We start from the raw sequence: 24954 nt of genomic DNA, 5'->3' as shown, positions 1-24954 counted from the left end.
GCCTCTGGAAAGTGGCGGCGGCCGGTGACGGCGCCGCCCGCCGATGGGGAAAGGCCCGCACCCGCGCCCGGCGCGGTGGCCGCGGCCGAAGCTCTCAGGCGCCCGGCGTACGGGTGAGGACAGAGGGGGAGGGCCAGATCGACTGACTCGTCATAGCCCGCTCCCGATGCCAGGAGACCCACTCGTGTCCCAACCCACCGAATTCCGCTTTGTCGACCGGCACCTCGGTCCCGACAGCGCCGCCCTCGCCACCATGCTCGCCACCATCGGTGTGGACTCGCTGGACGACCTGGCCGCCAAGGCGCTGCCGGCCGGCATCCTCGACGCGCTGAACCCCGACGGTGTGGCGCCGGGGCTGGACGGTCTGCCGGCCGCCGCCACCGAGACCCAGGCGCTGGCCGAGTTGCGCGAGCTGGCCGACGCCAACACGGTCGCGGTGTCGATGATCGGCCAGGGTTACTACGACACGCTCACCCCGCCGGTGCTGCTGCGCAATATCATGCAGAATCCGGCCTGGTACACCGCCTACACGCCGTATCAGCCCGAGATCAGCCAGGGGCGGCTGGAGGCGCTGCTGAACTTCCAGACCATGATCGCCGACCTGACCGGGTGCGAGATCGCCAACGCGTCAATGCTCGACGAGGGCACCGCGGCCGCCGAGGCGATGACCCTGATGCACCGCACGGTGCGCGGCAAGACAGACCGGCTGCTGGTCGACGCCGACCTGTTCACCCAGACCGCGGCGGTGCTGGCGACCCGCGCCGAGCCGCTGGGAATCGAGATCGTCACCGTGGATCTGCGGGACGGGCTGCCCGAGGGTGACTTCTTCGGGGTGGTCACCCAGTTGCCGGGGGCGTCCGGCCGGATCACCGACTGGTCGGAGTTGATCGCGGCCGCCCACGAGCGGGGTGCGATGGTGGCGGTCGGCGCCGACCTGCTGGCATGCACGCTGATCACTCCGCCCGGCGAGATGGGCGCCGACGTCGCCTTCGGCAGCGCCCAGCGCTTCGGGGTGCCGATGGGCTTCGGTGGACCCCACGCCGGGTATCTGGCGGTGCACGCCAAGCACGCCCGGCAGCTGCCGGGACGGCTGGTCGGGGTGTCCGTGGATGCCGACGGCTTACCGGCGTACCGGCTGGCGCTGCAGACCCGCGAGCAGCACATCCGCCGCGACAAGGCGACGTCGAACATCTGTACCGCGCAGGTGCTGTTGGCGGTGATGGCCGCGATGTACGCCTCCTACCACGGCGCCGAGGGCCTGACCGCGATCGCGCGGCGGGTGCACGGTCAAGCCGAGAAGATCGGCGCTGCCCTCGGTGAGGCATTGGTGCATGACCGCTACTTCGACACGGTGCTGGCCCGGGTGCCGGGCCGCGCCGACGACATCATCGCGGCGGCCAAGTCCGCCGGCATCAACCTGTGGCGCGTCGACGCCGACCACGTCTCGGTGTCCTGCGACGAGGCCACCACCGACGCCCATGTGGCCGCGGTGCTGGAGGCTTTCGGGGTGCGGCCCGCCGAGCCGGTATCGGTGGATATCACCACCCGCACCTCGGAATTCCTCACCCATCCGGCCTTTTCGCGCTACCGGACCGAAACCGCGATGATGCGGTACCTGCGCTCGCTGTCGGACAAGGACATCGCCTTGGACCGCAGCATGATTCCGCTCGGCTCGTGCACGATGAAGCTCAACGCCGCGGCGGAGATGGAATCGATCACCTGGCCGGAATTCGCCTGCCAGCACCCGTTCGCCCCGGCCGGCGACGCCGCCGGGCTTCGCCGGCTGATCGCCCAGTTGGAGCGCTGGCTGGCCGGGATCACCGGGTATGACGCGGTGTCGTTGCAGCCCAACGCCGGCTCGCAGGGCGAATACGCCGGTCTGCTGGCTATCCACGCCTTTCACGCCAGCCGCGGTGAATCCCACCGGAACATCTGCCTGATCCCGTCCAGCGCGCACGGCACCAACGCCGCCTCGGCCGCGCTGGCCGGGATGCGGGTGGTGGTGGTGGCCTGCCGGGACAACGGCGACGTCGACCTCGATGATCTGCGTGCCAAGATCGCCGAACATGCCGAGAACCTGTCGGCGCTGATGATCACCTACCCGTCCACCCACGGGGTCTACGAGCACGACATCGCCGAGATCTGCGCTGCGGTGCACGACGCGGGCGGGCAGGTCTACGTCGACGGCGCCAACCTCAACGCGCTGGTCGGGCTGGCCCGGCCCGGGCGCTTCGGGGGCGACGTCAGCCACCTGAACCTGCACAAGACGTTTTGCATCCCACACGGCGGCGGCGGCCCCGGTGTCGGGCCGGTGGCGGTGCGAGAGCACCTGGCCGGGTTTCTACCCGGACACCCGATGGCCCCTGAGTTGCCCGGCGGCGCACCGGTATCGGCGGCCCCCTACGGTTCGGCGTCGATTCTGCCGATCACCTGGGCCTACATCCGGATGATGGGCGCACAGGGTCTGCGGGCGGCGTCGCTGACCGCGATCGCATCGGCGAACTACATCGCCCGCCGACTCGACGAGTACTTCCCGGTGCTCTACACCGGCGAGAACGGCATGGTCGCCCATGAGTGCATCCTGGACCTGCGGGGAATCACCAAGGCCACCGGCGTGACGGTCGACGATGTCGCAAAACGATTGGCCGACTACGGTTTCCATGCCCCGACCATGAGCTTCCCGGTGGCCGGCACCTTGATGGTGGAGCCCACCGAAAGCGAGAGCCTGGCCGAGGTGGATGCGTTCTGCGAGGCGATGATCGCCATCCGCGGTGAAATCGACCGGGTCGGCGCCGGTGAGTGGACTGTCGAGGACAACCCGTTGCGGGGTGCTCCGCACACCGCGGAGTGCCTGATGGTCGAGAAGTGGGAGCACCCGTACACCCGGGAACACGCGGCCTATCCGCTGGGGCGCGACTTCCGCCCGAAGGTCTGGCCCCCGGTGCGCCGGATCGACGGAGCCTTCGGCGACCGCAACCTGGTCTGCTCCTGCCCGCCGGTGGACGCCTATGCCTGAGCCCGGAAGCATCCGGGCCCAGGCGCGGGGATCGGCTCAGAGGCCGTTGAGGCCGTCGAAGAAACCGTCCAGCCCGTCCATCACGTTCTGGAACTGAGCCGAGAGCTCGTTGCCCATGTCGTTGATTCCGGCAACCATGATCTGGAACTGGTTCGACAGGTCGTTGCCGAGAACGTTGAGGATGTTGCACAGGCTCGGCACCAGCTCACCGGTGGTGGGGTCGGTGTCCATGTTCTCGGCGAACTGCCACATCTGCGCCCAGAAGCCCTGCTCCCACTCGTCGAGATTCGCGCCCAGCGCGTTCATGCTCGCGCCCAGATCGGACCAGTCGAGATCGGCGAGCGAGGAGTTCACCACGTCGTTCAAGCTGGTGAACTGCTGATTGAGCACCTCGGGGACGTACTGCACGAAACGGCCGATCAGCTCGTTGACCTCGGCCATCTGAGTGGCGAACTGCCCCAGGCCCAGGAAGTCGCCCGGTTCCGGCGTGCTTGCCGCGGTGAGTTCGACCGCAGCCGTGGTCGGTTCGGCCGCGGTGTGCGGCGCAATCGGGCTGATGACCATGAACCCGGTCCACAGCAGGGCGATACCTGCCACCGCATCGAGCCGAGTCACCTGCTGTCCGACCATTGATTTCCCCCCAAAAGTCTTGTGCCGCTGTTCAGTTAGCGAGGAAAACCTACACGTGGGCGGAGGCCTTGCGGAAGTCGGAATAAAAACAATCACACTTTGTGCAATTTAGTTGCGTGCCGCGGGGAATCGGGTTGTAATGGCAGCCGACGGTCGACCCGAGCGGCGACCGGGCGATTCCGGGCACCGCTCGGGTCGACCGCTGCGCGCGTTGGGGTGCTGTAGTATAGCGAGGCTGCTGGCTTCCGAAACAGTTGCGCTGGCGAAAAATCAGTGAACTCTCATGTGTGACAAGAAATTAGTTTAAGCTGGTCTCACCTAACCGGTGACGGGGATCACACTGAGGAGAGATCATGCAGCAACTTGCGCTTCGCCCGTATCTCACCGCCGGCATCGCCGTCGCGGGCGCCGGCATCGTCGCGGTCGCGCCGATCGCGCCGGTGACACCGCTGCTCCCGGCCGCCGGCGCCGAGTTCCACGCCGTGCAGCTGACCGATGCCTGGTCGGATCTGTTCACCCACACCACCGCGAACCTGACCAACATCAGTGACAACGCCGACTGGGGCGCCATCACGGCGGTCTTCGGCAAGCTGTTCACCGACCCGTTCGGGGTGATCAGCGCGTTCACCAGCATTACGCCGACCATCACCACCGACATCTCCGACCTGCCGGCGACGGTCTCGGTGCAGCTGCCGCCCGGCCTCGAACTGGCGATCGCCAGCATGGGCGCGCAGGCGCTGACCTCCCAGGCGATCAGCAACGCCGCGGCCCAGATGGCCGGCGGGGACTTCTCCGGCCTGTTCAGCGCGCCGGCCACCATCGCCGACGCCTACCTCAACGGTGCCCAGAACGTCAGCCTGCTCGGCGGCATCATCAACATCCCGGTGCTCAACGGCGTGCTCGCCCCGGTGCAGAACCTGGAGGTGAACCTCAACCTGGTCCAGTTGCTCAACGCCCTGGGTCTGGGCAACCTGGACCTGACCAACCTGGACCTGCAGAACCTGATCGATCAGCTCGGGCTGGGCAACCTGACCCTGGGCAGCCTGCTCAGTGAACTGGGCATCAGCGACGACGGGCTGGGCGACCTGCTCAACCTCGGCAGCGGGATCACCGACCTGGGCGGGCTGCTGAGCTTCCTGGGGCTCGGCAACCTCGGGTTGGGCAGCCTCGGCTTGACCAGCGTCTTGAACGGGCTGGGCCTGGACACCGGAGTCGACCTGAACGATCTGCCGCTCAGCAGCGTGCTGAGCGCGTTCGGGATCGACCCGACGACGCTGCTGTCGCCGGCCAGCCTGCTGGCCCTGGTGGGGCTGGACCCGGCGAACGCGCTGTCGACGACCATGCTCAACAGCCTGCTCGGCACGCTGGGGCTCGACCCGACCGGCGGGGTGTCGACGGATGTGGTGAACGGCCTGTTGAGTTCGCTGGGACTGGACCCGGACGGGGTGATCTCGCCGGCGGTGCTGACCGATCTGCTGAACTCGCTGGGGCTGGATTCGGGCAGCGCCCTGACGCCGGACGTGATCAACAGTCTGCTCGGCGCGCTGGGACTCGACCCGAGCACGTCGGTGTCGACGACGATGTTGAACGCGCTGCTCGGTTCGCTGGGCCTGGACCCGTCGAGCACGGTCAGCCCGGATCTGCTGCTCAGCCTGATCGGCCTGGGCGCCGGCGATGCACTGCCCGGCGGGAGCGTGGTCAGTTTGCTGACGTCGGCTCTGGAGGGCGTGCTGAGCGCGTTCGGCATTCCGTTGAACGGCGTGGTGACCGGGGCGGTCAGCCTTCTCATCACCACTATCAGCGCCCTCATACCTTCCACCGCCCCGAGCATCGGCGGCCTGCTCGACGGCCTGTTCAGCGCCTTGGGTATCACGCCCGCCAGCCTGGGCCTCGACGATCTGCTCGGTGGCCTGGGGCTGTCGACCGCCGGCCTGACACTCGATGACCTGCTGGGTGCGCTGGGACTCTCCGGTGCCGGCACGACGATCGGTGACCTGCTCGGCGACCTGGGCCTGGACGGCAACGGCCTGACCGTCGGTGATCTGCTCGACGTTTTGGGTTCGACACCCGGCGGCCTGACGATCGGCGGCCTGCTCGGCGATCTGGGGTTGGACGGCAGCGGCCTGTCGATCGGCGGCCTGCTCGGTGACCTGGGTCTGTCGTCGAACGACCTGACCCTCGGTGGCCTGCTCGGCGATCTGGGGATCGTGCTCGGTCAGGACCTGACCGTCGGCGGGGTGCTGGAGGCGCTGGGCTTCCCGGCGTCGACCGGCGACCTGTCGCTGAGCGAGCTGCTGGGTGGATTGGGTCTAGGTGGCATCGACATCACCGGCCTGCTCAACGGCCTGGACCTGGGTGGCCTGATCAGCGGCCTGGGTCTCGACGACCTGCCGCTGAACCTGGGTGACCTGATTCCCCCGCTGGACCTGACCCTGACCGATCTGCTCGACAGCTTGGGCCTGGGGAACCTGGACCTGGCCGACATCAGCGTCGGATCCTTCGGTGGCATGATCACCCAGCTGGTGGACGTCATCCCGCAGCAGATCCTCGACGCCCTGGGCGCCTGACGGGCGGGATCAGCCCAGCAGCGTGTTCAGCGCGCCGGCCAGCTCGGGGGTGTTCGCCCCCCGAAGGTTCTGATACGTGCCGCCGGACAGTTGAGCCACCGACTGCCAGGTCGCCTGATCGGCGTCGGCGCCGAAGTCGATGACGTTCACGGCGACCGGGCGTTCGGGGTCGGTGTTCGACCGGATGAACTCCTGCAATCCGGGGCCGTCCAGCGTCCGGTCGGTGTGCGGGCCGGCGGTGATCACCAGCACCGAGTTGGTTTGCCCAGCACGGTAGTTGGACAGCGCCTGGTTGTAGACCAACCGCAGCGTGGTGAACGACACCGCGCCACCGGACGTCGAGCTCAGGCCGTCGAGTTCCCCGACCAACGTCTCGGACCGGAGTCCGCCGTTGACCTGTTCGTCCAGGGGGCCGGCGGTGACCACGTTGCGGCCCTCCACACCGTCAAAGGTCCACAAACCCACCGCGGAGTTCGGCGGCAGCGCCCTGATCCGTTGGTCCAGGGCGGCGATCACGTGGGCCAGCCGGGTCTTGCCGCCCTCGTCGGTGGTCATGGACGCATCGAGCATGATCGTCACCGCCGAACTGCCCGGCAGGGTGGTCAGCGCATTGGCCAAGGTGGCCCGCATCGCGTCGTCGCCCACCGACAGGGTGTCCGACACCGCCGGGAAGTCGGTGACTTCGCTGCTCGGCGAGGCGACGCCCTCGACCCGGAATCCGGCCTTGGCCAACTCCGCGAGCTGGTCCGGCTTGCGGGCGAAGCGGGCGAACTCGCTGGCGGCGCTGACCTGTTCCTGCGACAGCCACGACCCGGCGAGCAGGACGGTGGGGTAGTCGGCCACCGGCACCGGCCCGGCCGGCAGCCAGGAACCGAGCGAGCGCGACGGATCCGACAAGGACTGCGCCCGGGTGAACAGTTGCTGCTCGGTGGTCACCACCGCGTGTACCGGTGCGGCCGCCGGATCGCCTTGGCGCAGCAAAACGTTCATGGCCTCAGCCAGTGAGCTGTCGGCGAGTTGGGGCTGGGCGCCGGCCAGTCGGTGTACCGCGGGAGTCCCGTCGGTGGCGGGGGCGCCCTTCGGGGCGGTGCCGGCCGCCACGGCCTCACCGGCCAGGAAAGCTGCATCGCCGTTGCCGCCGATCGGCAGCGCCAGCCGCAACTGCCCCCAGCCGGGAAGCCCGAGTCGGCCCAAACCGTCGGGGTCGGTCTGCAGCTCCGGCAGGCTCGCCCAGGTCTGCTTCTGCAGAGCGGGCTTGAGTTCGGGTCGGACGGCCAGCAGCACCGGCGAGGTGACCAAAGAGCGGCTGTCGCTGACGGTCTCCTGGCCCGCCGAGGCCTGCAGGCGGGCCGCCGAAATCGAGCTGCCCGGGATCCACAGTGCGGGGCGCTGACCCAACTGGGCCGGCCAGTCACCGATGAATCCGCTGACGACGGCGTCCGAATCCACCGGTTTGACCTGGACCGACACGCAGCGATCGCCCACCGGCTTGGCGGTCTTGTTGAAGCGGTCGGCGAATCCCTGCACGTGATCGGCGATCGAAGGGTCCGCGACAACGGCGACAGTCAGGTCGCCCTCCGCGCAGGCGCCAGCGGCCACGGCCGACCGATGCGACAGTGAGTTGCCGAAGAAGCGCCACAGGATCACGGCGCCCACCACGACGATCACCGTCACCAGTGCGGCGACCACACCGACGCTGACACCACGGGGCCCGGCGTCGTTGCGGTGCCGGCGCCACCGGTCCAGGTTGCGGTGGCCGCCGCGAGGCTCGTCGCGTTCCGCCGAGGGGGATTCGCCGGCATGCGCGCCGAATGCGCCGAAAGGCCCGGTGCGGTAACGCGTTTCTTCGTCGTCGTGGCCGCCGCGCCGCATGTACTGCGCCGGGTCGGCGTCGTATCCGGCTCCGCCGCCGAACGAATCGTCGTAGAGCGCGTCGTGATAGTCGTCGACGTACTCGTCGTCGTCCGGGTCGCCGAAGCCGAACGGATCGGGCGTTGCGGTGTCGTCATCGCCGTAGTCGGGCTCGTCGCGCCCGAGTGGGTCCTCAGCGAAATCGTCCGGGCCGGGCAAACTGTGCCTACCCACGGTGGATGCGTCCTCTCCGCCCGGTCAGCTCTGCGGCCACGGTCAATTCCACTGAAGATCCGCCTGGGGCTCAGACGCCGGCGCGGGCTTTGAACTCTCGGCGGCGCCGGTGCAGGATCGGCTCGGTGTAGCCGTTGGGCTGACTGGTTCCCGACAGGATCAACTCCCGCGCGGCCGCGAACGCGATGCTGTCGTCGAAGTCCGGCGCCATCGGCAGATAGTTCGGGTCGCCCGCGTTCTGCCGGTCCACGGCCGGGGCCATCCGTTCCAGACTGGACTGCACGTCGTCAGCGGTGATCACCCCGTGCCGCAGCCAGTTTGCCAGCAGCTGGGACGAGATCCGCAGTGTCGCACGGTCTTCCATCAGTGCGACGTCGTGGATGTCCGGAACCTTCGAGCACCCCACACCTTGGGAGATCCAGCGCACCACGTACCCGAGGATGGACTGGCAGTTGTTGTCGACCTCTTCGCGGATCTCGTCGGGCGCCCAGGCCAGCCCCTCGGAGAGTGGAATCGTCAACAGCTGATCGATTGTGGCGCGGCGCTTTCCGGCCAGCTCCTTCTGCACCTCGAAAACGTCCACCTGGTGGTAGTGCATCGCGTGCAGGGTGGCGGCGGTCGGCGAGGGCACCCAGGCGGTGGTGGCACCGGCGCGCGGATGCCCGATCTTCTGCTCCACCATGTCGGCCATCAGGTCCGTCATCGCCCACATGCCCTTACCGATCTGGGCGTGGCCGGTGAAACCGGTCGCCAGGCCCGCATCGACGTTGTTGTCCTCATAGGCCAGGATCCACGGCTGCGATTTCATGGTGGCCTTGCGGACCATCGGCCCGGCCTCCATCGAAGTGTGGATCTCATCGCCAGTGCGATCCAGGAAGCCGGTGTTGATGAACACCACCCGGTCGGCGGCGGCTTTGATGCAGGCCCGCAAGTTGACGGTGGTGCGCCGCTCCTCGTCCATGATGCCGATCTTGAGAGTCGCCTGCGGCAACCCCAGGACATCTTCGACCCGGCTGAACAACTCGGCGGTGAACGCCACCTCGTCGGGCCCGTGCATCTTGGGTTTGACGATGTAGATCGACCCGGTGCGGCTGTTGATCAGCGGCCCGGTGTCCTCGGAGGCGGACAGGCCGTGCATGGCGATCAGGCCGGTGAACAGCGCATCCTGAATGCCCTCGAACACTTCGGCGCCCTCGTCGCCCTCGGCGCCGTAGAGGATGGCGTCGTTGGTCATCAGGTGGCCGACGTTGCGGACGAACATCAGGCTGCGCCCCGGCAGGGTCACCGTCGCCCCGTCCGGCCCGGTGAACTCACGGTCGGCGGCCAGGGTGCGGGTGAATGTCTTGCCGTCCTTGCTGACCTCTTCGGCCAGGTCCCCGCGGTTCAGGCCCAGCCAGTTGCGGTACCCGAGCACCTTGTCGTCGGCGTCGACGGCGGCCACCGAGTCCTCGAAGTCCATGATCGTGGTGACCGCGGACTCCAGCACCACGTCCTTGATGCCCGCGGCGTCTGTTGCCCCGATCGGCGACGACGGGTCGATCAGGATCTCGATGTGCAGTCCGTGATGGGCCAGCAGTACCGACGACGGCGATTCGGCGTCACCGGTGTAGCCGACGAACTCTCCCGGCGCGGCGACCGTTGTCTCCAGGCCGTCGCCCAGCGTGACCACCAGCGCGCCGTCCTTCACCGCGAAGGCCTTGACTTCGGTCCACGCGCCGTTGGCCAGCGGCACCGACTCATCGAGGAACTTTCGCGCGTAGGCGATCACCTTGTCGCCACGCACCGGGTTATAGCCGCTGCTCTCCCCGGGGGGCACCTTCGTGGCGCCGTCGTCCTCGCTGATCACGTCGGTTCCGTACAGCGCGTCGTACAGTGACCCCCAGCGGGCGTTGGCGGCGTTGAGCGCGAACCGGGCGTTGAGCACCGGCACCACCAGCTGTGGGCCGGCCTGCGCGGCGATCTCGTCGTCCACACCCGCCGTGGTGATCGTGAAGTCCTCCGGCTCGGGCAGCAGGTAGCCGATCTCGGTGAGGAATTCCCGGTAGGCCTCGGTGTCCAAGGGCTCGATCACCCGGTGCCGGTGCCACTTGTCGATCTGTGCCTGCAACTCGTCGCGACGCGCCAGCAGTTCCTGGTTTTTCGGGGTCAGGTCGGCGACGACCTTGTCCACACCCGCCCAGAAGCTGTCCGGGTCGATGCCGGTGCCCGGCAGCGCCTCGTCGGTGATGAAGTTGTACAGCACGCGAGCCACCCGCAAATCGCCCACCGACACCCGGTCCGTCATCATTTCCTCCCTCATAGCCAATCCACCACCTTACCGGCCGACCGCCTGACTATCCGCATCCGGCGACTGCCAATAGCAGGTCACACCGCTTGAGCAGGGCTGCCCGCAACGGCGCGGCCCGTTGCGCGATCCCGGTCTGGCAACGGACGTATTCGGCACGGCCGGCCGGGTTTTCGATGCGGATCGGCTCATAGCCGTACCCGCTCAGGTCATATGGGCTCGCCCGCATGTCGATCTCGCGCGCCGCCGCCGCCAATTGCAGGCAGTCCAGCAGCAACTCGGAGTCGATCAGCGGTCCCAGCTTGTAGCACCACTTGTACAAGTCCATGGTGGCGTGCAGACAACCCGGCTGTTCCCACGCGGTCTGGGTGGCCCTGCTCGGCGTCCCGGCGTTGCGGGGCACGGCCGCCGGAGTGAAGAACCGGAATGCGTCGAAATGCGTGCAGCGCAACGGTATTGCTTCAACGACCCGGTCCAGTTCGGCTGTGGTCAATCGCAGCGGAACGTGGCCGTGCCGGACGGTCTCGCTGCGATACAGCATCGCCCACTCGTGCAGGCCGAAACAGTTCAGCTGCGCCGGGCGGGCGGCGGTGGCCCGTAACAGCCGTGCGACAAACATCACGGTGTCGGCACGCTCACGGACGAACGCCTCGGCGACACCGACGCGGCCGTTCGCCACGGCGTACCCCCGGCGACCCCGGTAGTCGCGCAGCGCCGCGGCCCCCGTCAGCGCCACCCCGAATCCGGGGTTCCAGGCGCGCAACTGCCGCGGGCGCAGGCTGTAGTACCCGAACAGGAATTTCGGTACCGGATCCCCCGCGGCGATTCGGCGCAGCGCAGGGGTGAGAAAGTGCTCCAGTCGCAGCCGGTAGGCCGTCGCCCGGGCCTGCCACTGCTCGGTGTCCAGTGCGGATTCGCTCTCGTCACACACGATGCGTTCCATCGCGGACGGTGCCGACGACGTCCTGGACCAGGTCCTCGAGGGCCACCATCGCCACCACGGCGCCGTCCTCATCGACCGCCAGGGCCAGATGGCTGTTGGTGCGCCGCAGCAGGGTCAACGCGTCGGCCAGCGGCAACGACGCCGGAACCCGGGGCAGCGGCCGCACCACGCCGATGTCGACTACCGCCTGGCCGGCTCCGGAGCTCTGCGGGCTCTCGGGGCCTTCGAGAAGCGGCAGGACGTCCTTGATGTGCAGGTAACCGACGAATTCGCCCTGGTCCACGACGGGAAACCGCGAGTAGCCGGTCTGCGCGAGCGCTAGTTCGACGGCGGCCACGGCGGGGCCACGGCCGGCGGCCGCCGCCGGAACGGCCCGGATGTCGCCGACCGGGAGCGCCACGTCGGCGACGGCACGGGTGCGGATCTGCAGGGCGCGGGTCAACCGGGTGTACTCCTCGAGATCGAGCAGCCCCGCCGAGACCGACTCGGCGATCATCTCGCTCAGTTCGACGGTGGACACCGTGATCTCCAGCTCGTCCTTGGGCTGCACCCGCAGGGCGCGCAGCACGGCGTGGCCGCACCGGTGATAGAACGCGATGAACGGCCGGGCGGCCGCCATATAGATCAGATAGGGCGGGATCAACAGCATCGCCGCCGTCTCCGGGCCGGCCAGGGTGATGTTCTTCGGCACCATCTCGCCGAACAGCACGTGCAGCGTGACCACGATCGACAGCGCCACGACGAACGCGACGGTGTGCAGCAGCGGGTCGGGGATACCCGCCAGCCGGAACGGCTGCTCGAGCAGGTCGGCGACGGCGGGTTCGCCGATGCGGCCGAGCAGAATCGAGCACACCGTCACACCGAGCTGGAAGCCGGCCAGCATCAACGGGAGCTGCTCGCCGGCGCGGATCACGGTGACCGCGGCACGGCGGCCCTGTTCGGCCAGCGCCTCGAGCCGGTCCCGGCGCGCCGAGATCAGCGAGAACTCCGCGCCGACGAAGAAGCCGTTCGCCCCGATCAGCAGCACGGTCAACATCACGTTGAACAGGTCAGCCATTGCCGGCCCCCAACTGGGTGAGCGCCAGCAGGTCGATGCGTCGACCGTCCATCCGGACCACCCGGGCCAGCCAGCGGGGCGGGTGGGCGGACAGCTCGTCGGGGTCGAACGCGGTCAGTTCGACGGTCTCGCCGACCGCCGGAATGTGCCCGAGTTCCTGCAGCACCAGCCCCCCGATGGTCTCGTAGGAGCCCTCGGGGGCCCGGTAACCGGTGGCGGCGGCCACCTCGTCGATGCGCAGCAGACCCGACACCTGCCAGCCGCCGCCGGCCACCACCACGTCGGGGGTGGCGTCGTCGTGTTCGTCGCGGACGTCGCCGACGATCTCCTCGATCAGGTCCTCCACCGTGACTATGCCCGCGGTGCCGCCGTACTCGTCGACGACCAGGGCGGCCTGCTGGCCGTTGGCCCGGACCTGTTCCATCACCGCATCGCCGTCGAGGGTGGACGGCACCACCGCCACCGGCTTGGCGATGGCGGTGACCGGGGTGGTCGCCCGCTCGGCGGCCGGCACCGCGAAGACCTGTTTGACGTGCACGATGCCGACGGTGGCGTCGAGGTCGCCGTCGACCACCGGGAAGCGGGAGAAACCGGTCTCGATGGCGGCCGCGGCCAGATCCGCGACGGTGTCACCGGCCTGCAGGCTCACGATTTTGGATCGCGGTGTCATGAGCTCGGCGGCGGTCAGGGCACCGAACCGCAGGGACCCGCCCACCAGGGCGGCGGTGCTGGGGTCCAATGCTCCGCTGCGTGCGGAATTGCGGACCAGCGAGGCCAGCTCCCGCGGCGAGCGGGCCGATGCCAGCCGATCGGCGGGCTCGATGCCCAGCCGCCGCAGGATGAGGTTCGCCGCACCGTTGGTGAGCTTGATCGCGACCGTGAACACCCGCGAGAACAGCAGCTGTGGTCCGGCCACCGCCCGGGCGATCGGCAGCGGCCGCGCCACCGCCAGGTTCTTGGGCACCAATTCGCCGAAGACCATCGACAGCGAGGTGGCGACCACCAGGGCCAGGGCCAATGCCACCCCGGCGGCGGTCGCTTCGGGGAGGCCCAGTGCGGCAAGCGCGGGTCTCAGCCACCGCGCCAGCACCGGCTCGGCGAGATAGCCGGTGGCCAGCGTGGTGATCGAGATGCCCAGCTGGGCGCCGGACAGCTGGAACGACAGCGTGCGGTGGGCGTCTTGGATGTAGAGGTCGCGGCGTCCGCCGCGGCGGGCGTTGGCCTCCACGGCGCTGCGCTCCAGCGTGGTGAGGGAGAACTCGGCGGCGACGAACACCGCGGTGCCCAGGGTGAGGACCAGAAACGCCAGCAGGCTGAGCAAGGTCAAGGCGGTGGTCATGACGATCCACTGCTGGCCGCTAGGGGTCTCACCGGGGCCTCACCAGCCGAACGGGAGCGGATGGCCCTCGGCGAAGCCGGCGGCCGACTGTACCCCGAGCACGGCACGCTCATGCAACTCGGCCAGGTCGGTGGCGCCGACGTAGGTGCAGGTGCTGCGGAGGCCGGACGTGATGTGGTCCAGCAGGTCCTCGACTCCACCGCGATCGGGGTCCAGCGCCATCCGCGACGTCGAAATGCCTTCCTCGAACAGCGATTTGCGGGCCCGGTCGAAGGCACTATCGGCGGCGGTGCGCGCGGCCACCGCCCGCTTGGACGCCATTCCGTAGCTTTCCTTGTAGGGCCTGTCCTCGTGGTCGAACATCAACTCGCCGGGGGATTCGTAGGTGCCGGCAAACCAGGAGCCGATCATCACGTTCGACGCGCCGGCGGCCAGGGCCAGGGCCAGGTCGCGAGGATGGCGCACCCCGCCGTCGGCCCAGACGTGGGCGCCGAGCTCGTGTGCCGCCGCTGCGCATTCCAGTACCGCAGAGAACTGGGGGCGCCCGACTCCGGTCATCATCCGGGTGGTGCACATCGCGCCGGGGCCGACACCGACCTTGACGATGTCCGCCCCCGCGGCGACCAGTTCCCGGGTGCCGTCCGCCGACACGACGTTGCCGGCCACCAGGGGGACGCCCGGTTTCATGGCGGCCACCGAGCGGATGGCCTGCATCGCTTTTTCCTGATGCCCGTGCGCGGTGTCGATGACCAGCACATCCACCCCGGCCGACAGCAGCGCAGCCGCCCGGGTCGTCACCTCGCCGGTGATGCCGACCGCGGCACCGATCCGCAGCCGGCCGGCCGCGTCGGTGGCGGGGGTGTAGATGCCGGCCCGGATCGCCCCGGTGCGGGTCAGTACGCCGGCCAGCGTGCCGTCGGGGTTGGTCAGCACCGCGACGCCGATCGGTGCGTGCTCCAGTAGGTCGAAGACCTTGCGCGGTTCGGTTCCGATCGGTGCGGTGATCAGGTCGGAGATCGCGACGTCGCGAACGCGGCTGAACCGGTCCACGCCCTCGCAACACGCCCGGGTCACCAAGCCCGTCGGGCGGCCGTCGACCGTCACCACCGCGGCACCGTGGGCCCGCTTGGGGATCAGCGCCATCGCGGCGGACACCGAGTCGTCGGGGGAGAGCACCACCGGGGTGTCGGCGACCAGGTCGCGGCTTTTGACGAATTCCACGGTCTGGCCCACCGCGCCGATCGGCAGGTCCTGGGGCAGCACCACGATGCCACCGCGCCGGGCCACGGTCTCGGCCATCCGCCGGCCCGCCACCGCGGTCATGTTGGCCACCACCACCGGGATGGTGGTTCCCGATCCGTCGCGGGTGGACAGGTCGACGTCGAGGCGCGAATCCACGGCCGAGCGGTTGGGAACGATGAACACATCGTCGTAGGTCAGGTCGTAGCCGGGGTCGTGCCCGCGTGCAAACCTCATCGGACGCACACTCTCGGGCCGTTGGGTTCCGACGAGCCCATCTGTTCGCCTCCACAGGGTCCTGAGCCGGGGTTCGGGCAAACACCGGCGCCTCTCCGACCGCCGGGCGACACGTCGCGGCCCGGTCAGCCACGGTACCGCCAGCGCGCCGTCGGGCACCACTGGGTTTGGGGCTGGGTGAACCCGATGAAAAATTGATCTTCCTCACAGTCGGATAGTCGGGTAAGCTCATGACGTCGTTTAGGGGATCAGACATGACAGTTAGCTACGGCTGGCGGGGTGTGGCCATTCGGACCCCGGTCGGATCCCCGGTTGTCCCGCGGCTCGCGCCGTTCGGGCCTGCCGCCCTCAACCGGCGCGGGCCAGAAACTCCAGCGTTGTGGCGGGGGTGCGACGTCGAAGGCTACCTGCAGCGCAAACTGCACCGGCAGTGGCGTAACCGCGGTTCGTAGCCGGTCAGTTCCGAACCGATCTCCGGCCACCGCCGCGGGCACCGGGTGCGCACCGATCAGTTTGTAGCGCAAGGGTTATGGGCGTTCTTCTGACCACTGACGAGTAGGCGACGCAGGACTGGAACCCGGCGAAGCGCAGACTGCCGCCCGCGGTGACCCCGATAGGGACGAACAGCTCGCAGACGCCTCCGCGTTGCCACCTGCCCGATCGCGCCGTCCCGCTGCCGGTATCGGCTCCCGTGGCCGCCGGAGTGCCCGGAGAATGTCGGTGGATACCGCGGACACCCCGTCGATCAAAGTTAGCTAGCAGCAAATTCAATAGGCTCCCGCGATACTTAGAAATGACCAAACTGCGGAAATTTCTGGGCGTTAACTTCGCAGGTGAACCCACGCTACTTCCCACCAAAAGAGGTACGCACATGCAGGCAAACCATCTCCTGTCCCTCACCGCCGGTGCTGCCCTGGTCGGCGGCATCGCGGTCGCTCCGGTGCCGGCGCCGGTGCCCGCGGCAGCACCGGACATCCAGCTCACCAGCGGCGAGAACCAAGACGTCGTGATCGATGTCATCCGGCACGCCCAGATGATCTCGCCCTATGAAAACCTGCTCACGCCGTCACCGGCGTTCCCGGGGGCTCCGCTGAGCGACCTGGGCCTGCAGCAGGCGCAGGACGTCGGGCAGAAGCTGTTCGACGAGCTCGGCCCGGTCGCCGGGATCTTCGCCGGCCAGGGCCTCCGTGAGATGCAGACCTCCGCGCCCTTCGCGGCGCTGGAGAACATGTCCGACAACGTGCAGATCCTGCCGGGTCTCAACGAAGTCGACAGCGGAATCTATGCGCTGGACCCGATCGAAAGCCTCGGCGGCCGGCTCGCCTTCCTGACCGTCGGTGCGTGGTCGCTCGGCGCACCGCTGGGGTTGGCGCTGGTGCCCGGGCCTGGGTCCGAGGACGGCAACGGCCTGATGTTCAACGCGCGCTTCACCGACGCCATCAACACGATGTACGACCACGCCATCGCCAACCCGATCGTCAGCGACAACGGCCAGATCACCGATGTGGCGTTCAACAGCGAGGCGTCGATCTTCGCCTGGGTGCTGATGAACGTCAAAAACCCCGACATACCGTTCTTCCTGCAACGCATCATGGAGTCGCACACCGTCGCCAACGGATTGTCCACCATCCTGTTGCCCAACGCCGGCATCGTGCAGATCGAGGGCAATCCCACCGACGGGTGGACCCTGCTGAGCTGGGACGGCGAAGCCATCCCGGAAGATCCCGACCTGGCTAGCGCATTCTTCGTCGACGTGCGTGATGTGGTCCTGCCCTCGCAGACGGCGCTGTGGAATATCGGCGAGGCCATCCTCACCAGTGACCCGACCACGATCATGAACGCGGTTCAGAGCGGCTTCGAGCAGATCAGCTCGGCGCTGACCCAATTCCCGGGGGCGGTGCTGAACGACATCATCAACGCCTTCGGCGGCAGCGGCGACGCGCTGGGCGATTTGTTCGCCGGACTGTGATCAGGAGGTACCCATGAAGGTAGACGCACTCGCGACCGCCATCGCGCTGGCCGGCGCCGGCTTCATCGGCGTCCCGGCGCAGCCCGTCGGACCGGCCGTAGCCGGCGCCGGCTGGGCGCTGGCCAGCGCTGAAGCCCAGGACATCGTGATCGACGTCGTCCGGCACGGGCAGCGGATGCCACCGTTCAACGACGTCATCACGCCGTCGCCGGACCATCCGGGCCCGCCGCTCAGTGACCTCGGAGTGCAGCAGGCGCAGGAGGTGGCCGATCGGCTGCACAGTGAGCTCGGGGACCACGTCGCCGGGATCTTCTCCGGGCAGGCCATTCGCGACGTCGACACCGCCGCGCCGTTCGCCGCGCTGGAGAACATGGCGACGCAGATCCTGCCCGGGCTCAACGAGATCGACAGCGGTATCTACGCCGGCCAGCCGATCGCCAGCCTGTCCGGTTTCCTCTATCAGTTCACGCCGATGCTGTGGACGCTGTTCGGGTTGGTGCTGGTGCCCATCCCGGGCTCGATCGAGGACCCCAACGGGGTGGTGATGAACCAGAAATTCACCGACGCGGTCGACGCGATGTACAGCGCCGCGATGGCCAACCCGGTCGAAAGCGACAACGGGGACATCACCGTGGTGGCGTTCAACAACGAGGCTGACATCGCCGCGTGGGTGGCGCTCAACGTCAAGAACCCCGACATCTCGCTGCTGCTGCCGCTGACGCTGCAGACGATGTTCGCCAATGACGACGGCTCACCGCTGCTGCCCAACACCGGTGTCGTGCAGATCGCGGGCAACCCGACCGACGGCTGGACACTGGTCAATTGGAACGGGATCGCCGTCCCGGCGGATCCGGGGCTGCTGACGTCGCTGCTGATGGACCTGCGTGAGGTGATCATGGCTCCGCAGGTCGCGGTGTGGAACCTCTATCAGGCGCTGCTCGACGGCGATCCGGCCGGCATCACGACCGCGCTGCAGACCGGCCTGCAGGACGTGGCCTCGACGTTCCTCGGGTTCCCGGAAGCCGTCTTCACCGACATCACCGACGCGCTGACGAATCTCGGTGAGGCAGCCGGCGCCGGGTCCGCGCTGGACGATCTGCTGGCGTTAATCTGAGCCATGGCCCTTTCGAGCATGGCGCCCAGCGTGCGCGAATGGCTGGACGGCGGCAGGTTCGTGCCCACCGACGTGGGGCGGGTGTTCGTACGCTCAGCCTCCGGCGAGGGGCCGACTGTGCTACTGCTACACGGCTTTCCGTCTTCCTCCTACGATTTCCGCGGTGTCGTCGCCCGGCTGGCGGGCCGGTCCTGGCTGACCATGGACTTTCTCGGGTTCGGATTGTCGGACAAGCCGCGCCCGCACCGCTACAGCCTGTTCGAACAGGCCGATCTGGTGCAGCAGGTGGTGGCCTCGACAGTGACCGGTCCGGTGGTGCTGGCCGCCCACGACATGGGCACGTCGGTGACCACCGAGTTATTGGCCCGCGACATCACCGGCACGCTGGGCTTCGACCTGCAACGCGCCGTGCTGTCCAACGGCAGCGTCATCCTGGACCGGGCCAGCTTGCGGCCCAGTCAAAAAATGCTGCGTAGCCGCTTCGGCGCCCTCGCCGCTCGGGTATCCAACCGGCGCGGCTTCACCCGCGGCTTCGGCCGGCTGTTCTCCGCGCGGCACCCGATGTCTCCGGAGGAGGCTGCCGCCCAGTGGGATTTGTTGTCCCACAACGACGGTCATCGAATCCTGCACCTGCTCACGGCCTACCTCGACGAACGGGTGCGCTACGCGCAGCGCTGGCACGGCGCGGTGCGCGACTGGCCCAAACCGTTGGGGTTCGTGTGGGGGCTGGGCGACCCGGTCGCCACCACCAATGTGCTCGACGGCCTGCGTGAGCTGCGCCCGGCCGCCGACGTCGTCGAACTGCCCGGGCTCGGCCACTACCCGCAGATCGAGGACCCGAAGGCTTACACCGACGCCGTGTTGGGGTTGCTGGTCTAGGCCGGCACTTCGCTGCGGTCGGCGCTCCACTGCGTGTGGAACTTACCCTGCGCGTCCACCCGGCCGTAGGTGTGGGCGCCGAAATAGTCACGTTGGGCCTGGGTCAGGGCGGCCGGCAGCCGCTCGGTGCGCAGGCCGTCGTAGTAGGCCAGGGCCGAGGAGAAGCCGGGGGCCGGGATGCCGAGGCTGACCGCTGTGGTCACCACCCGCCGCCAGGAGTCGATGGCCGCCTCGACCGCGTTGCGGAAATACGGGGCGGCGAGCAGGCTCACCAGGTCGGGGTCGGTGTCGAAGGCCTCTTTGATGCGGTTGAGGAACTTCGCCCGGATGATGCAGCCGCCACGCCAGATCGTCGCCAGGTCTCCCGGGGTGACATTCCAGCCGTACTCGGCGCTGCCGGCCTGAATCTGGTTGAAGCCCTGGGCATAAGCAACGATCTTGGAGGCGTACAGCGCCTGCCGGACGTCTTCGGTGAAGCGGGCCGCATCCGCGGGGCGTTCGCCGAGGCTGCCGGCCGCCAGCCCCACCGCGGCGCGACGCTGCGGGACCGATCCCGACAGCGCCCGGGCGAACACCGCCTCGGCGATGCCGGTGACCGGAACACCCAGATCCAGAGCGGACTTCACGGTCCAGCGTCCGGTGCCCTTCTGCTCGGCCTCGTCGACGATGACGTCGACCAGGGGCCGGCCGGTCTTGGCGTCGACCTGGCGCAGCACCTCGGCGGTGATCTCGACCAGGTAGCTGTCCAGCTCCCCGGCGTTCCACTCGGTGAACACCTCGGCGATCTGCGGCGCGGCCAGACCCAGCCCGTCGCGCAGCAGGTGATAGGCCTCGCCGATCAGCTGCATGTCGGAGTACTCGATGCCGTTGTGCACCATCTTCACGAAGTGCCCCGCGCCGTCCGGCCCGATGTGGGTGCAGCACGGCACGCCGTCGACGTGGGCCGAGATCTCCTCGAGCAGCGGGCCCAACGACTCGTAGGACTCCTTGGGGCCGCCCGGCATGATCGAGGGCCCGTTCAGTGCGCCTTCCTCGCCGCCGGAGATTCCGGCCCCGACGAAGTGCAGGCCGCGGGCGGCCATCGCCTTCTCCCGGCGAATGGTGTCGGTGTAGAGCGCGTTACCGCCGTCGATGATGATGTCGCCGGGCTCCATCGCGTCGGCGAGTTCATTGATGACGGCGTCGGTCGGGTCACCGGCCTTGACCATGATCAGGACCCGGCGCGGCTTTTCCAGGGCGGCCAGGAATTCCGGAATCGACTCGCTGCGCACGAAGCTGCCTTCGGAGCCGTAGGCGTCGAGCAGTGCGTCGGTTTTGGCGACCGACCGGTTGTGCAGCGCCACGGTGTAGCCGTGGCGGGCGAAGTTGCGCGCGATGTTGGACCCCATGACTGCCAGTCCGGTCACGCCGATCTGGGCGGTGCCAACAACTTCCGACGCGCTCATGTATTCGCCTCTCGGTGGTAGGTGATTCGGTGCCCGGCCCGCCGGGCGGCGCGGGTTACCCCGCGATCAGTCGGTGCAGCTCGGTCAGCCACGGTACCGCCAGTGCCACCGTGGGCACTGTCAGCACCCCGGCTGCGGCCGTATAGGCGGCCGCAGCCAGCACCGGGCTGTTGCCCCGCCCCGACAACCGCTGCACGCGCAGCACCGTGTTGGTGCCACCGGCCGCCAGCGCCCCGGCGGGGACTTTGGTGGAGGCACAGGTCACCAGGGCGCGGGCCAGGGGAGGGGCCCCGGCCACCCGAACGGCGGCGTCGTCGGCGAGCAGTTCGATCAACAGCCGGACCGCGCCCAGGGCGCTGGCGCTGCGCACGAACCAGGGGAACGCGGTGTGCACGGCCGAGAAGGCCTCGAGTACCAGGTCGTGCCGGGCGCGCAGGTGGGCCCGCTCATGGCAGAGCAGCGCGGCCAACTCGGTGTCACCGAGTGCGTCGAGCGTGCCGGAACTGACCACCACCCGGCTCCGCACGCCGGGCAGGCAGTAGGCCAGCGGCTGCATCACCTGCAGAATGCGCAGCCCGCTGGCGCGCACCGCGGGCGGTCGGTCGGTGACGCTCACCAGGTCGACAAGCATGCGGTGGTGGGCCCGGCGCTGCCGGGTGCGGATAGCGACCCGCAACACCGTCCAGGTCAGGCGCATCCCGACCATCAGGGTCAAGACGAAGACCGCGACGTAGAAGGTCCACAGCGGCCAACCCAAACGATCCAGGGAGCCGAGGATGGTCGACGTGAGGCGGCCGTCCGGTCCGGGCATCAGCAGCCGGCTTGCGGTGGCCAGGCCGGCGCTGAACGCGGACAGCACCGCGGCGATGGCGATGGCCTGCCAGAGCACCAGCGCGGCCCGAGGAGCGCGAAGTGGCCAATCAGCGCGTGCCAGCAGGGCGGGTACCGGCCCCACGAGCAACAGCGCGACGATGGAAAAGGCCAGCGCGGACACGCTGTAAGTCTCCCTCAGGACGCAGGTCGGCCGCTACCTGGGAGGCGGATGCGATGTTTGGCCTCCAGTTCGTCCAGCGCACGCCGCAACGCGTCGGCCTCGTCCACGCCGACGCGTTCGACGAAGTGCACCAGTGCGGCCCGGCGGTCACCGGAGTCGGCGGCCTGATCGAGGGCTTCGACCATCAGCCCGGCGACCAGCTCGTCGCGGCCCCGGACCGGGGTGTAGCGGTGCGCGCGGTCGTCGCGGATCTGGGAGACCAGATTCTTCTTGGCCAGCCGCTGCAGGACTGTCATCACGGTGGTGTAGGCCAGGTCCCGCCGCGCTGACAGCGCCTCATGGACCTGGCGCACGGTCTGGGCCTCCGGCGCGGACCACAGGTGGTCCATCACCGCTCGTTCCAAATCCCCTAAGTGGGTCTGCTTCGCCATGTGGTAATCAACTCCCTGGGCAACGGAGCAAGCCTACCCTCAATTACTACCGGCTGTCGTATGGGCGGCTGTGCGTCTACTGGGCTGTGCAGGCGGACCAGAAGCCGTCGTGTACAACCATGACATGTCTGCAACCGGCCTCACGCCCGCCGACTTCGCGCCGTTCGACAGCGAAATCGGCCTGGTCTTCACCGAAATCAGCCCGGACGGCGCCAGCGCCACACTGGAGTTGCAGCCCAAGCTGTGCCAGCCGGCGGGCATCGTGCACGGTGGGGTGTACTGCTCGATCGTCGAGAGCGTGGCAAGCGTCTCGGCGCACACATGGCTCAACTCCGACGGTGGCCAAGCGGGCGGAACCGTGGTCGGGGTGAACAACAACACCGACTTTTTGCGAGCGGTCTCCTCGGGGACGGTGTACGCCGCGGCCACCCCGATCCATCGCGGCCGTCGCCAACAGCTGTGGCTGGTGACCATCACCGATTCCGAGCAGCGGATGGTGGCCCGCGGCCAGGTCCGGTTGCAGAATCTGCCGGCTGATCCGACCGCGGCTAACTGACCGCGCGTTCGGTGCCGCGTTGCGCCTCGGCGGCCAGCACTTCGAGCTGTTCCAGGCGGGTTCGCGCGAACGCCTGCTGCTCGGTGATGGTGAGCTGCCCCCGCCGGGTGCTCAGGAACGTCACGTTCCACGACAGCAGCGTGCTGATCTTGTTCTTGAACCCCACCAGGTAGATCAGGTGCAGCCCCAGCCAGGCCAGCCAGGCGAGGAAACCGCTGAACTCCAGCGGCCCGATCTTGGTGACCGCCGAGAACCTCGACACGGTGGCCATCGAGCCCTTGTCCAGGTACTGGAAGGGCTCCCGGTCGGCCGGGTCGGCACCGCCGAGCTCGGCTTTGATGGTGCTGGCGACGTGCTTGGCGCCCTGGATGGCACCCTGCGCCATTCCGGGGACGCCCTCGACGGCCGCCATGTCCCCGATGACGAACACGTTCGGGTGGCCGGGCACCGACAGGTCGGGCAACACCTTGACCCGCCCGGCGCGGTCGAGCTCGACGTCGGACTGCTCGGCGAGGTCGCGGCCCAGCGGGCTGGCCGACACACCGGCGGACCACACCTTGCACTGCGATTCGATCCGCCGGATGGTGCCGTCGGAGTCCTTGACGGTCAGCCCGTTGCGGTCGACATCGGTGACCATGGCCCCCAGCTGGATCTCCACGCCCATCTTCTCCAGCCGCTCGGCGGCCTTGCGGCCCAGCTTCTCGCCCATCGGGGGCAGCACGGCAGGAGCGGCATCGAGCAGGATCACCCGCGCCTTGGTCGAATCGATGTTGCGGAACGCGCCCTTGAGCGTGTAGTTGGCCAATTCGGCGATCTGCCCGGCCATTTCGACACCGGTGGGGCCCGCACCGACCACCGTGAAGGTCAGCAGCTTCTCCCGCCGGGCGGCATCCCGGGACCGCTCGGCCTGCTCGAAGGCGCTCAGGATACGGCCCCGCAATTCCAGGGCGTCGTCGATGGTCTTCATGCCGGGCGCGAACTCGGCGAACTGGTCATTGCCGAAGTAGGACTGCCCGGCGCCGGCCGCGATGATCAGGCTGTCGAACGGGGTGTCGTAGGTGTGGCCGAGCACCTCCGAGGTGACGAACTTACCGGCCAGATCGATGTGCGTGACGTCACCGAGCAGCACCTGGGCGTTGCGCTGCTTGCGCAGCACGACGCGCGTCGACGGGGCGATCTCGCCTTCGGACAGGATCCCGGTCGCCACCTGGTACAGCAGCGGCTGGAACAGGTGGTGAGTGGTGCGGGCGATCAACTTGACGTCGACGTCGGCCCGCTTGAGTTTCTTGGCCGCGGTCAATCCGCCGAATCCGGAGCCGATGATGACCACCTGGTGGCGTCGTCGGCTCTGCGCAGTGACTTCAGGCTGGGCACTCATGGGAATGTGGTTGCTCCTCGACGGCGACTGCGTTCATAAATACGCTAGTCGACGGGGTTGGTGCTCACCGCATTCCCTGGTTGTGGGATTAACCACTCGGGCCCATTATCAGCCGAAATGGGCTAATGCCCCGTGGCTGACGTGCAGCGTCTGGCCGGTGATGTGCCGGGCGGACGGCGTGGTCAAGAACACCGCCAGGCGGGCGATCTCGGCGGCCGCGCTGGGCGGGGCACTGGTGAGCCCGTCGTAGCCGGGGCGCGCGCCGGCGCCGGAGGCGACGACGTTGACGGTGATTCCCCGGGTGCCGAAGGCGGTGGCTTGCCCGGCGGTCCAATTCGACAGCGCGGCCTTGATCGCCGCGTCGGCGCTGCCGTCGACCGGGTTGTCTGGGATCACCGAAACGATCGTTCCACCGGAGCGCAGGTGATCGCCGACGGTCGCGACGGTCAGCACCGCCGAGAGCACCGTGGCGTCCAGGGCGTTGCGCCAGGCGGCGGCCTGATCGGCCAGCGAGTAGGCGCGCGGATCGCCGCCCTGCCAGCGCGGCGCCGGCACGTTGACGATGGTGTCCAGGTGGTGCGGGAACAGGCCGCGGGCCTGCAGCAGGCTGGCCGGGTCGGTGTTGTCGCATACGACCGCGTTGGCCTCGAGTTCCTTGGCTGCGACCTCGAGTTCGGGACCCCGCATCCCCGCCAGCGTCACCTTGTGGCCGGCTTCGGTGAAACCTTCGGCTACGGCGCGACCCAGCTCGGTGTCACCACCGGTGACCAGCACATCCATCGGTAGGACCT

At 68.5% G+C, this 24954-nt stretch carries 18 protein-coding genes; 6 read left to right on the top strand and 12 right to left on the bottom strand.

The features are described 5' to 3' along the window. The first annotated feature begins 184 nt into the window (after positions 1-184). Entirely contained in the window at positions 185-3016 is a 2832-nt protein-coding gene (gcvP, locus tag BST28_RS11955) for an aminomethyl-transferring glycine dehydrogenase (protein WP_234808263.1), read from the top strand. Between the two features lie 36 nt (positions 3017-3052). Here gcvP and BST28_RS11950 read toward each other — a convergent pair whose 3' ends face one another. After that, positions 3053-3631 (bottom strand): hypothetical protein, encoded by a 579-nt coding sequence (locus BST28_RS11950; protein ID WP_133054297.1) that lies wholly within the window; start codon positions 3629-3631, stop codon positions 3053-3055. A 368-nt stretch (positions 3632-3999) separates the two neighbouring features. Here BST28_RS11950 and BST28_RS11945 point away from each other — a divergent pair, with 368 nt between their 5' ends. Next, complete coding sequence (locus BST28_RS11945; RefSeq protein WP_019735661.1) at positions 4000-6213, top strand: hypothetical protein; 2214 nt, start codon at positions 4000-4002, stop codon at positions 6211-6213. Between the two features lie 9 nt (positions 6214-6222). On the opposite strand, the gene BST28_RS11940 is transcribed toward BST28_RS11945, so the two are convergent. The 6 genes from BST28_RS11940 to BST28_RS11915 form a co-directional block, all read right to left on the bottom strand. Then, entirely contained in the window at positions 6223-8298 is a 2076-nt protein-coding gene (locus BST28_RS11940; protein WP_065287314.1) for a substrate-binding domain-containing protein, read from the bottom strand. 70 nt (positions 8299-8368) lie between these two features. After that, positions 8369-10582, bottom strand: a complete 2214-nt coding sequence (locus BST28_RS11935; RefSeq protein ID WP_029249516.1) for a malate synthase G — start codon at positions 10580-10582, stop codon at positions 8369-8371. Positions 10583-10631: 49 nt separating this feature from the next. Then, the gene (locus BST28_RS11930) at positions 10632-11525 is read right to left on the bottom strand and encodes a hypothetical protein (RefSeq protein ID WP_019738604.1); all 894 of its coding nucleotides are present in this window, start codon (positions 11523-11525) and stop codon (positions 10632-10634) included. Next, positions 11506-12582 (bottom strand): hemolysin family protein, encoded by a 1077-nt coding sequence (locus BST28_RS11925; RefSeq protein ID WP_065287315.1) that lies wholly within the window; start codon positions 12580-12582, stop codon positions 11506-11508. Before BST28_RS11925 ends, BST28_RS11930 begins: the two co-directional genes overlap by 20 nt. Continuing rightward, positions 12575-13921 carry a hemolysin family protein gene (locus BST28_RS11920; RefSeq protein ID WP_065287316.1) on the bottom strand — a complete coding sequence of 449 codons (1347 nt, stop codon included), beginning with the start codon at positions 13919-13921 and terminating at the stop codon, positions 12575-12577. Before BST28_RS11920 ends, BST28_RS11925 begins: the two co-directional genes overlap by 8 nt. 39 nt (positions 13922-13960) lie before the next feature. Beyond that, the gene (locus BST28_RS11915) at positions 13961-15397 is read right to left on the bottom strand and encodes a GuaB1 family IMP dehydrogenase-related protein (RefSeq protein ID WP_019736522.1); all 1437 of its coding nucleotides are present in this window, start codon (positions 15395-15397) and stop codon (positions 13961-13963) included. A gap of 871 nt (positions 15398-16268) precedes the next feature. On the opposite strand from BST28_RS11915, the gene BST28_RS11910 reads away from it, so the two are divergent. Genes BST28_RS11910 through BST28_RS11900 form a run of 3 tightly spaced genes read left to right on the top strand, consistent with a single transcriptional unit; the run spans position 16269 to position 19359 of the window. Further along, positions 16269-17366 carry a phosphoglycerate mutase family protein gene (locus BST28_RS11910; RefSeq protein WP_019736523.1) on the top strand — a complete coding sequence of 366 codons (1098 nt, stop codon included), beginning with the start codon at positions 16269-16271 and terminating at the stop codon, positions 17364-17366. A gap of 13 nt (positions 17367-17379) precedes the next feature. Then, complete coding sequence (locus tag BST28_RS11905) at positions 17380-18480, top strand: histidine phosphatase family protein (RefSeq protein ID WP_065287318.1); 1101 nt, start codon at positions 17380-17382, stop codon at positions 18478-18480. A gap of 18 nt (positions 18481-18498) precedes the next feature. Continuing rightward, on the top strand, positions 18499-19359 hold the full coding sequence (locus tag BST28_RS11900) for an alpha/beta fold hydrolase (RefSeq protein ID WP_019737706.1): 861 nt from the start codon (positions 18499-18501) through the stop codon (positions 19357-19359). Here the strand turns inward: BST28_RS11900 and gnd are convergent. Genes gnd through BST28_RS11885 form a run of 3 tightly spaced genes read right to left on the bottom strand, consistent with a single transcriptional unit; the run spans position 19356 to position 22229 of the window. After that, on the bottom strand, positions 19356-20804 hold the full coding sequence (gnd, locus tag BST28_RS11895; RefSeq protein ID WP_019737705.1) for an NADP-dependent phosphogluconate dehydrogenase: 1449 nt from the start codon (positions 20802-20804) through the stop codon (positions 19356-19358). The two genes, BST28_RS11900 and gnd, sit on opposite strands and share 4 nt — an antisense overlap. Positions 20805-20859: 55 nt before the next feature. Then, on the bottom strand, positions 20860-21798 hold the full coding sequence (locus BST28_RS11890; protein WP_083081163.1) for a M56 family metallopeptidase: 939 nt from the start codon (positions 21796-21798) through the stop codon (positions 20860-20862). Positions 21799-21812: 14 nt separating this feature from the next. Then, positions 21813-22229, bottom strand: a complete 417-nt coding sequence (locus BST28_RS11885; RefSeq protein ID WP_019737703.1) for a BlaI/MecI/CopY family transcriptional regulator — start codon at positions 22227-22229, stop codon at positions 21813-21815. Between the two features lie 124 nt (positions 22230-22353). Here BST28_RS11885 and BST28_RS11880 point away from each other — a divergent pair, with 124 nt between their 5' ends. Then, entirely contained in the window at positions 22354-22785 is a 432-nt protein-coding gene (locus BST28_RS11880; protein ID WP_029249313.1) for a PaaI family thioesterase, read from the top strand. Here BST28_RS11880 and ndh read toward each other — a convergent pair. Together ndh and BST28_RS11870 are read right to left on the bottom strand one after the other, a co-directional pair. After that, positions 22778-24163, bottom strand: coding sequence for a type II NADH:quinone oxidoreductase Ndh (gene ndh, locus BST28_RS11875; protein ID WP_019737701.1), 1386 nt, complete (start codon positions 24161-24163; stop codon positions 22778-22780). The two genes, BST28_RS11880 and ndh, sit on opposite strands and share 8 nt — an antisense overlap. Before the next feature lie 108 nt (positions 24164-24271). Then, positions 24272-24943: an SDR family oxidoreductase gene (locus BST28_RS11870; protein WP_019737700.1), complete on the bottom strand. Its 672-nt coding sequence runs from the start codon at positions 24941-24943 to the stop codon at positions 24272-24274. Between the last annotated feature and the right edge of the window lie 11 nt (positions 24944-24954).

Source organism: Mycolicibacter kumamotonensis, from assembly GCF_002086285.1.
GTDB lineage: Bacteria > Actinomycetota > Actinomycetes > Mycobacteriales > Mycobacteriaceae > Mycobacterium > Mycobacterium kumamotonense.
Note: the sequence above shows the minus strand (reverse complement) of the source record. Positions and strands in the feature narration are given on the sequence as shown.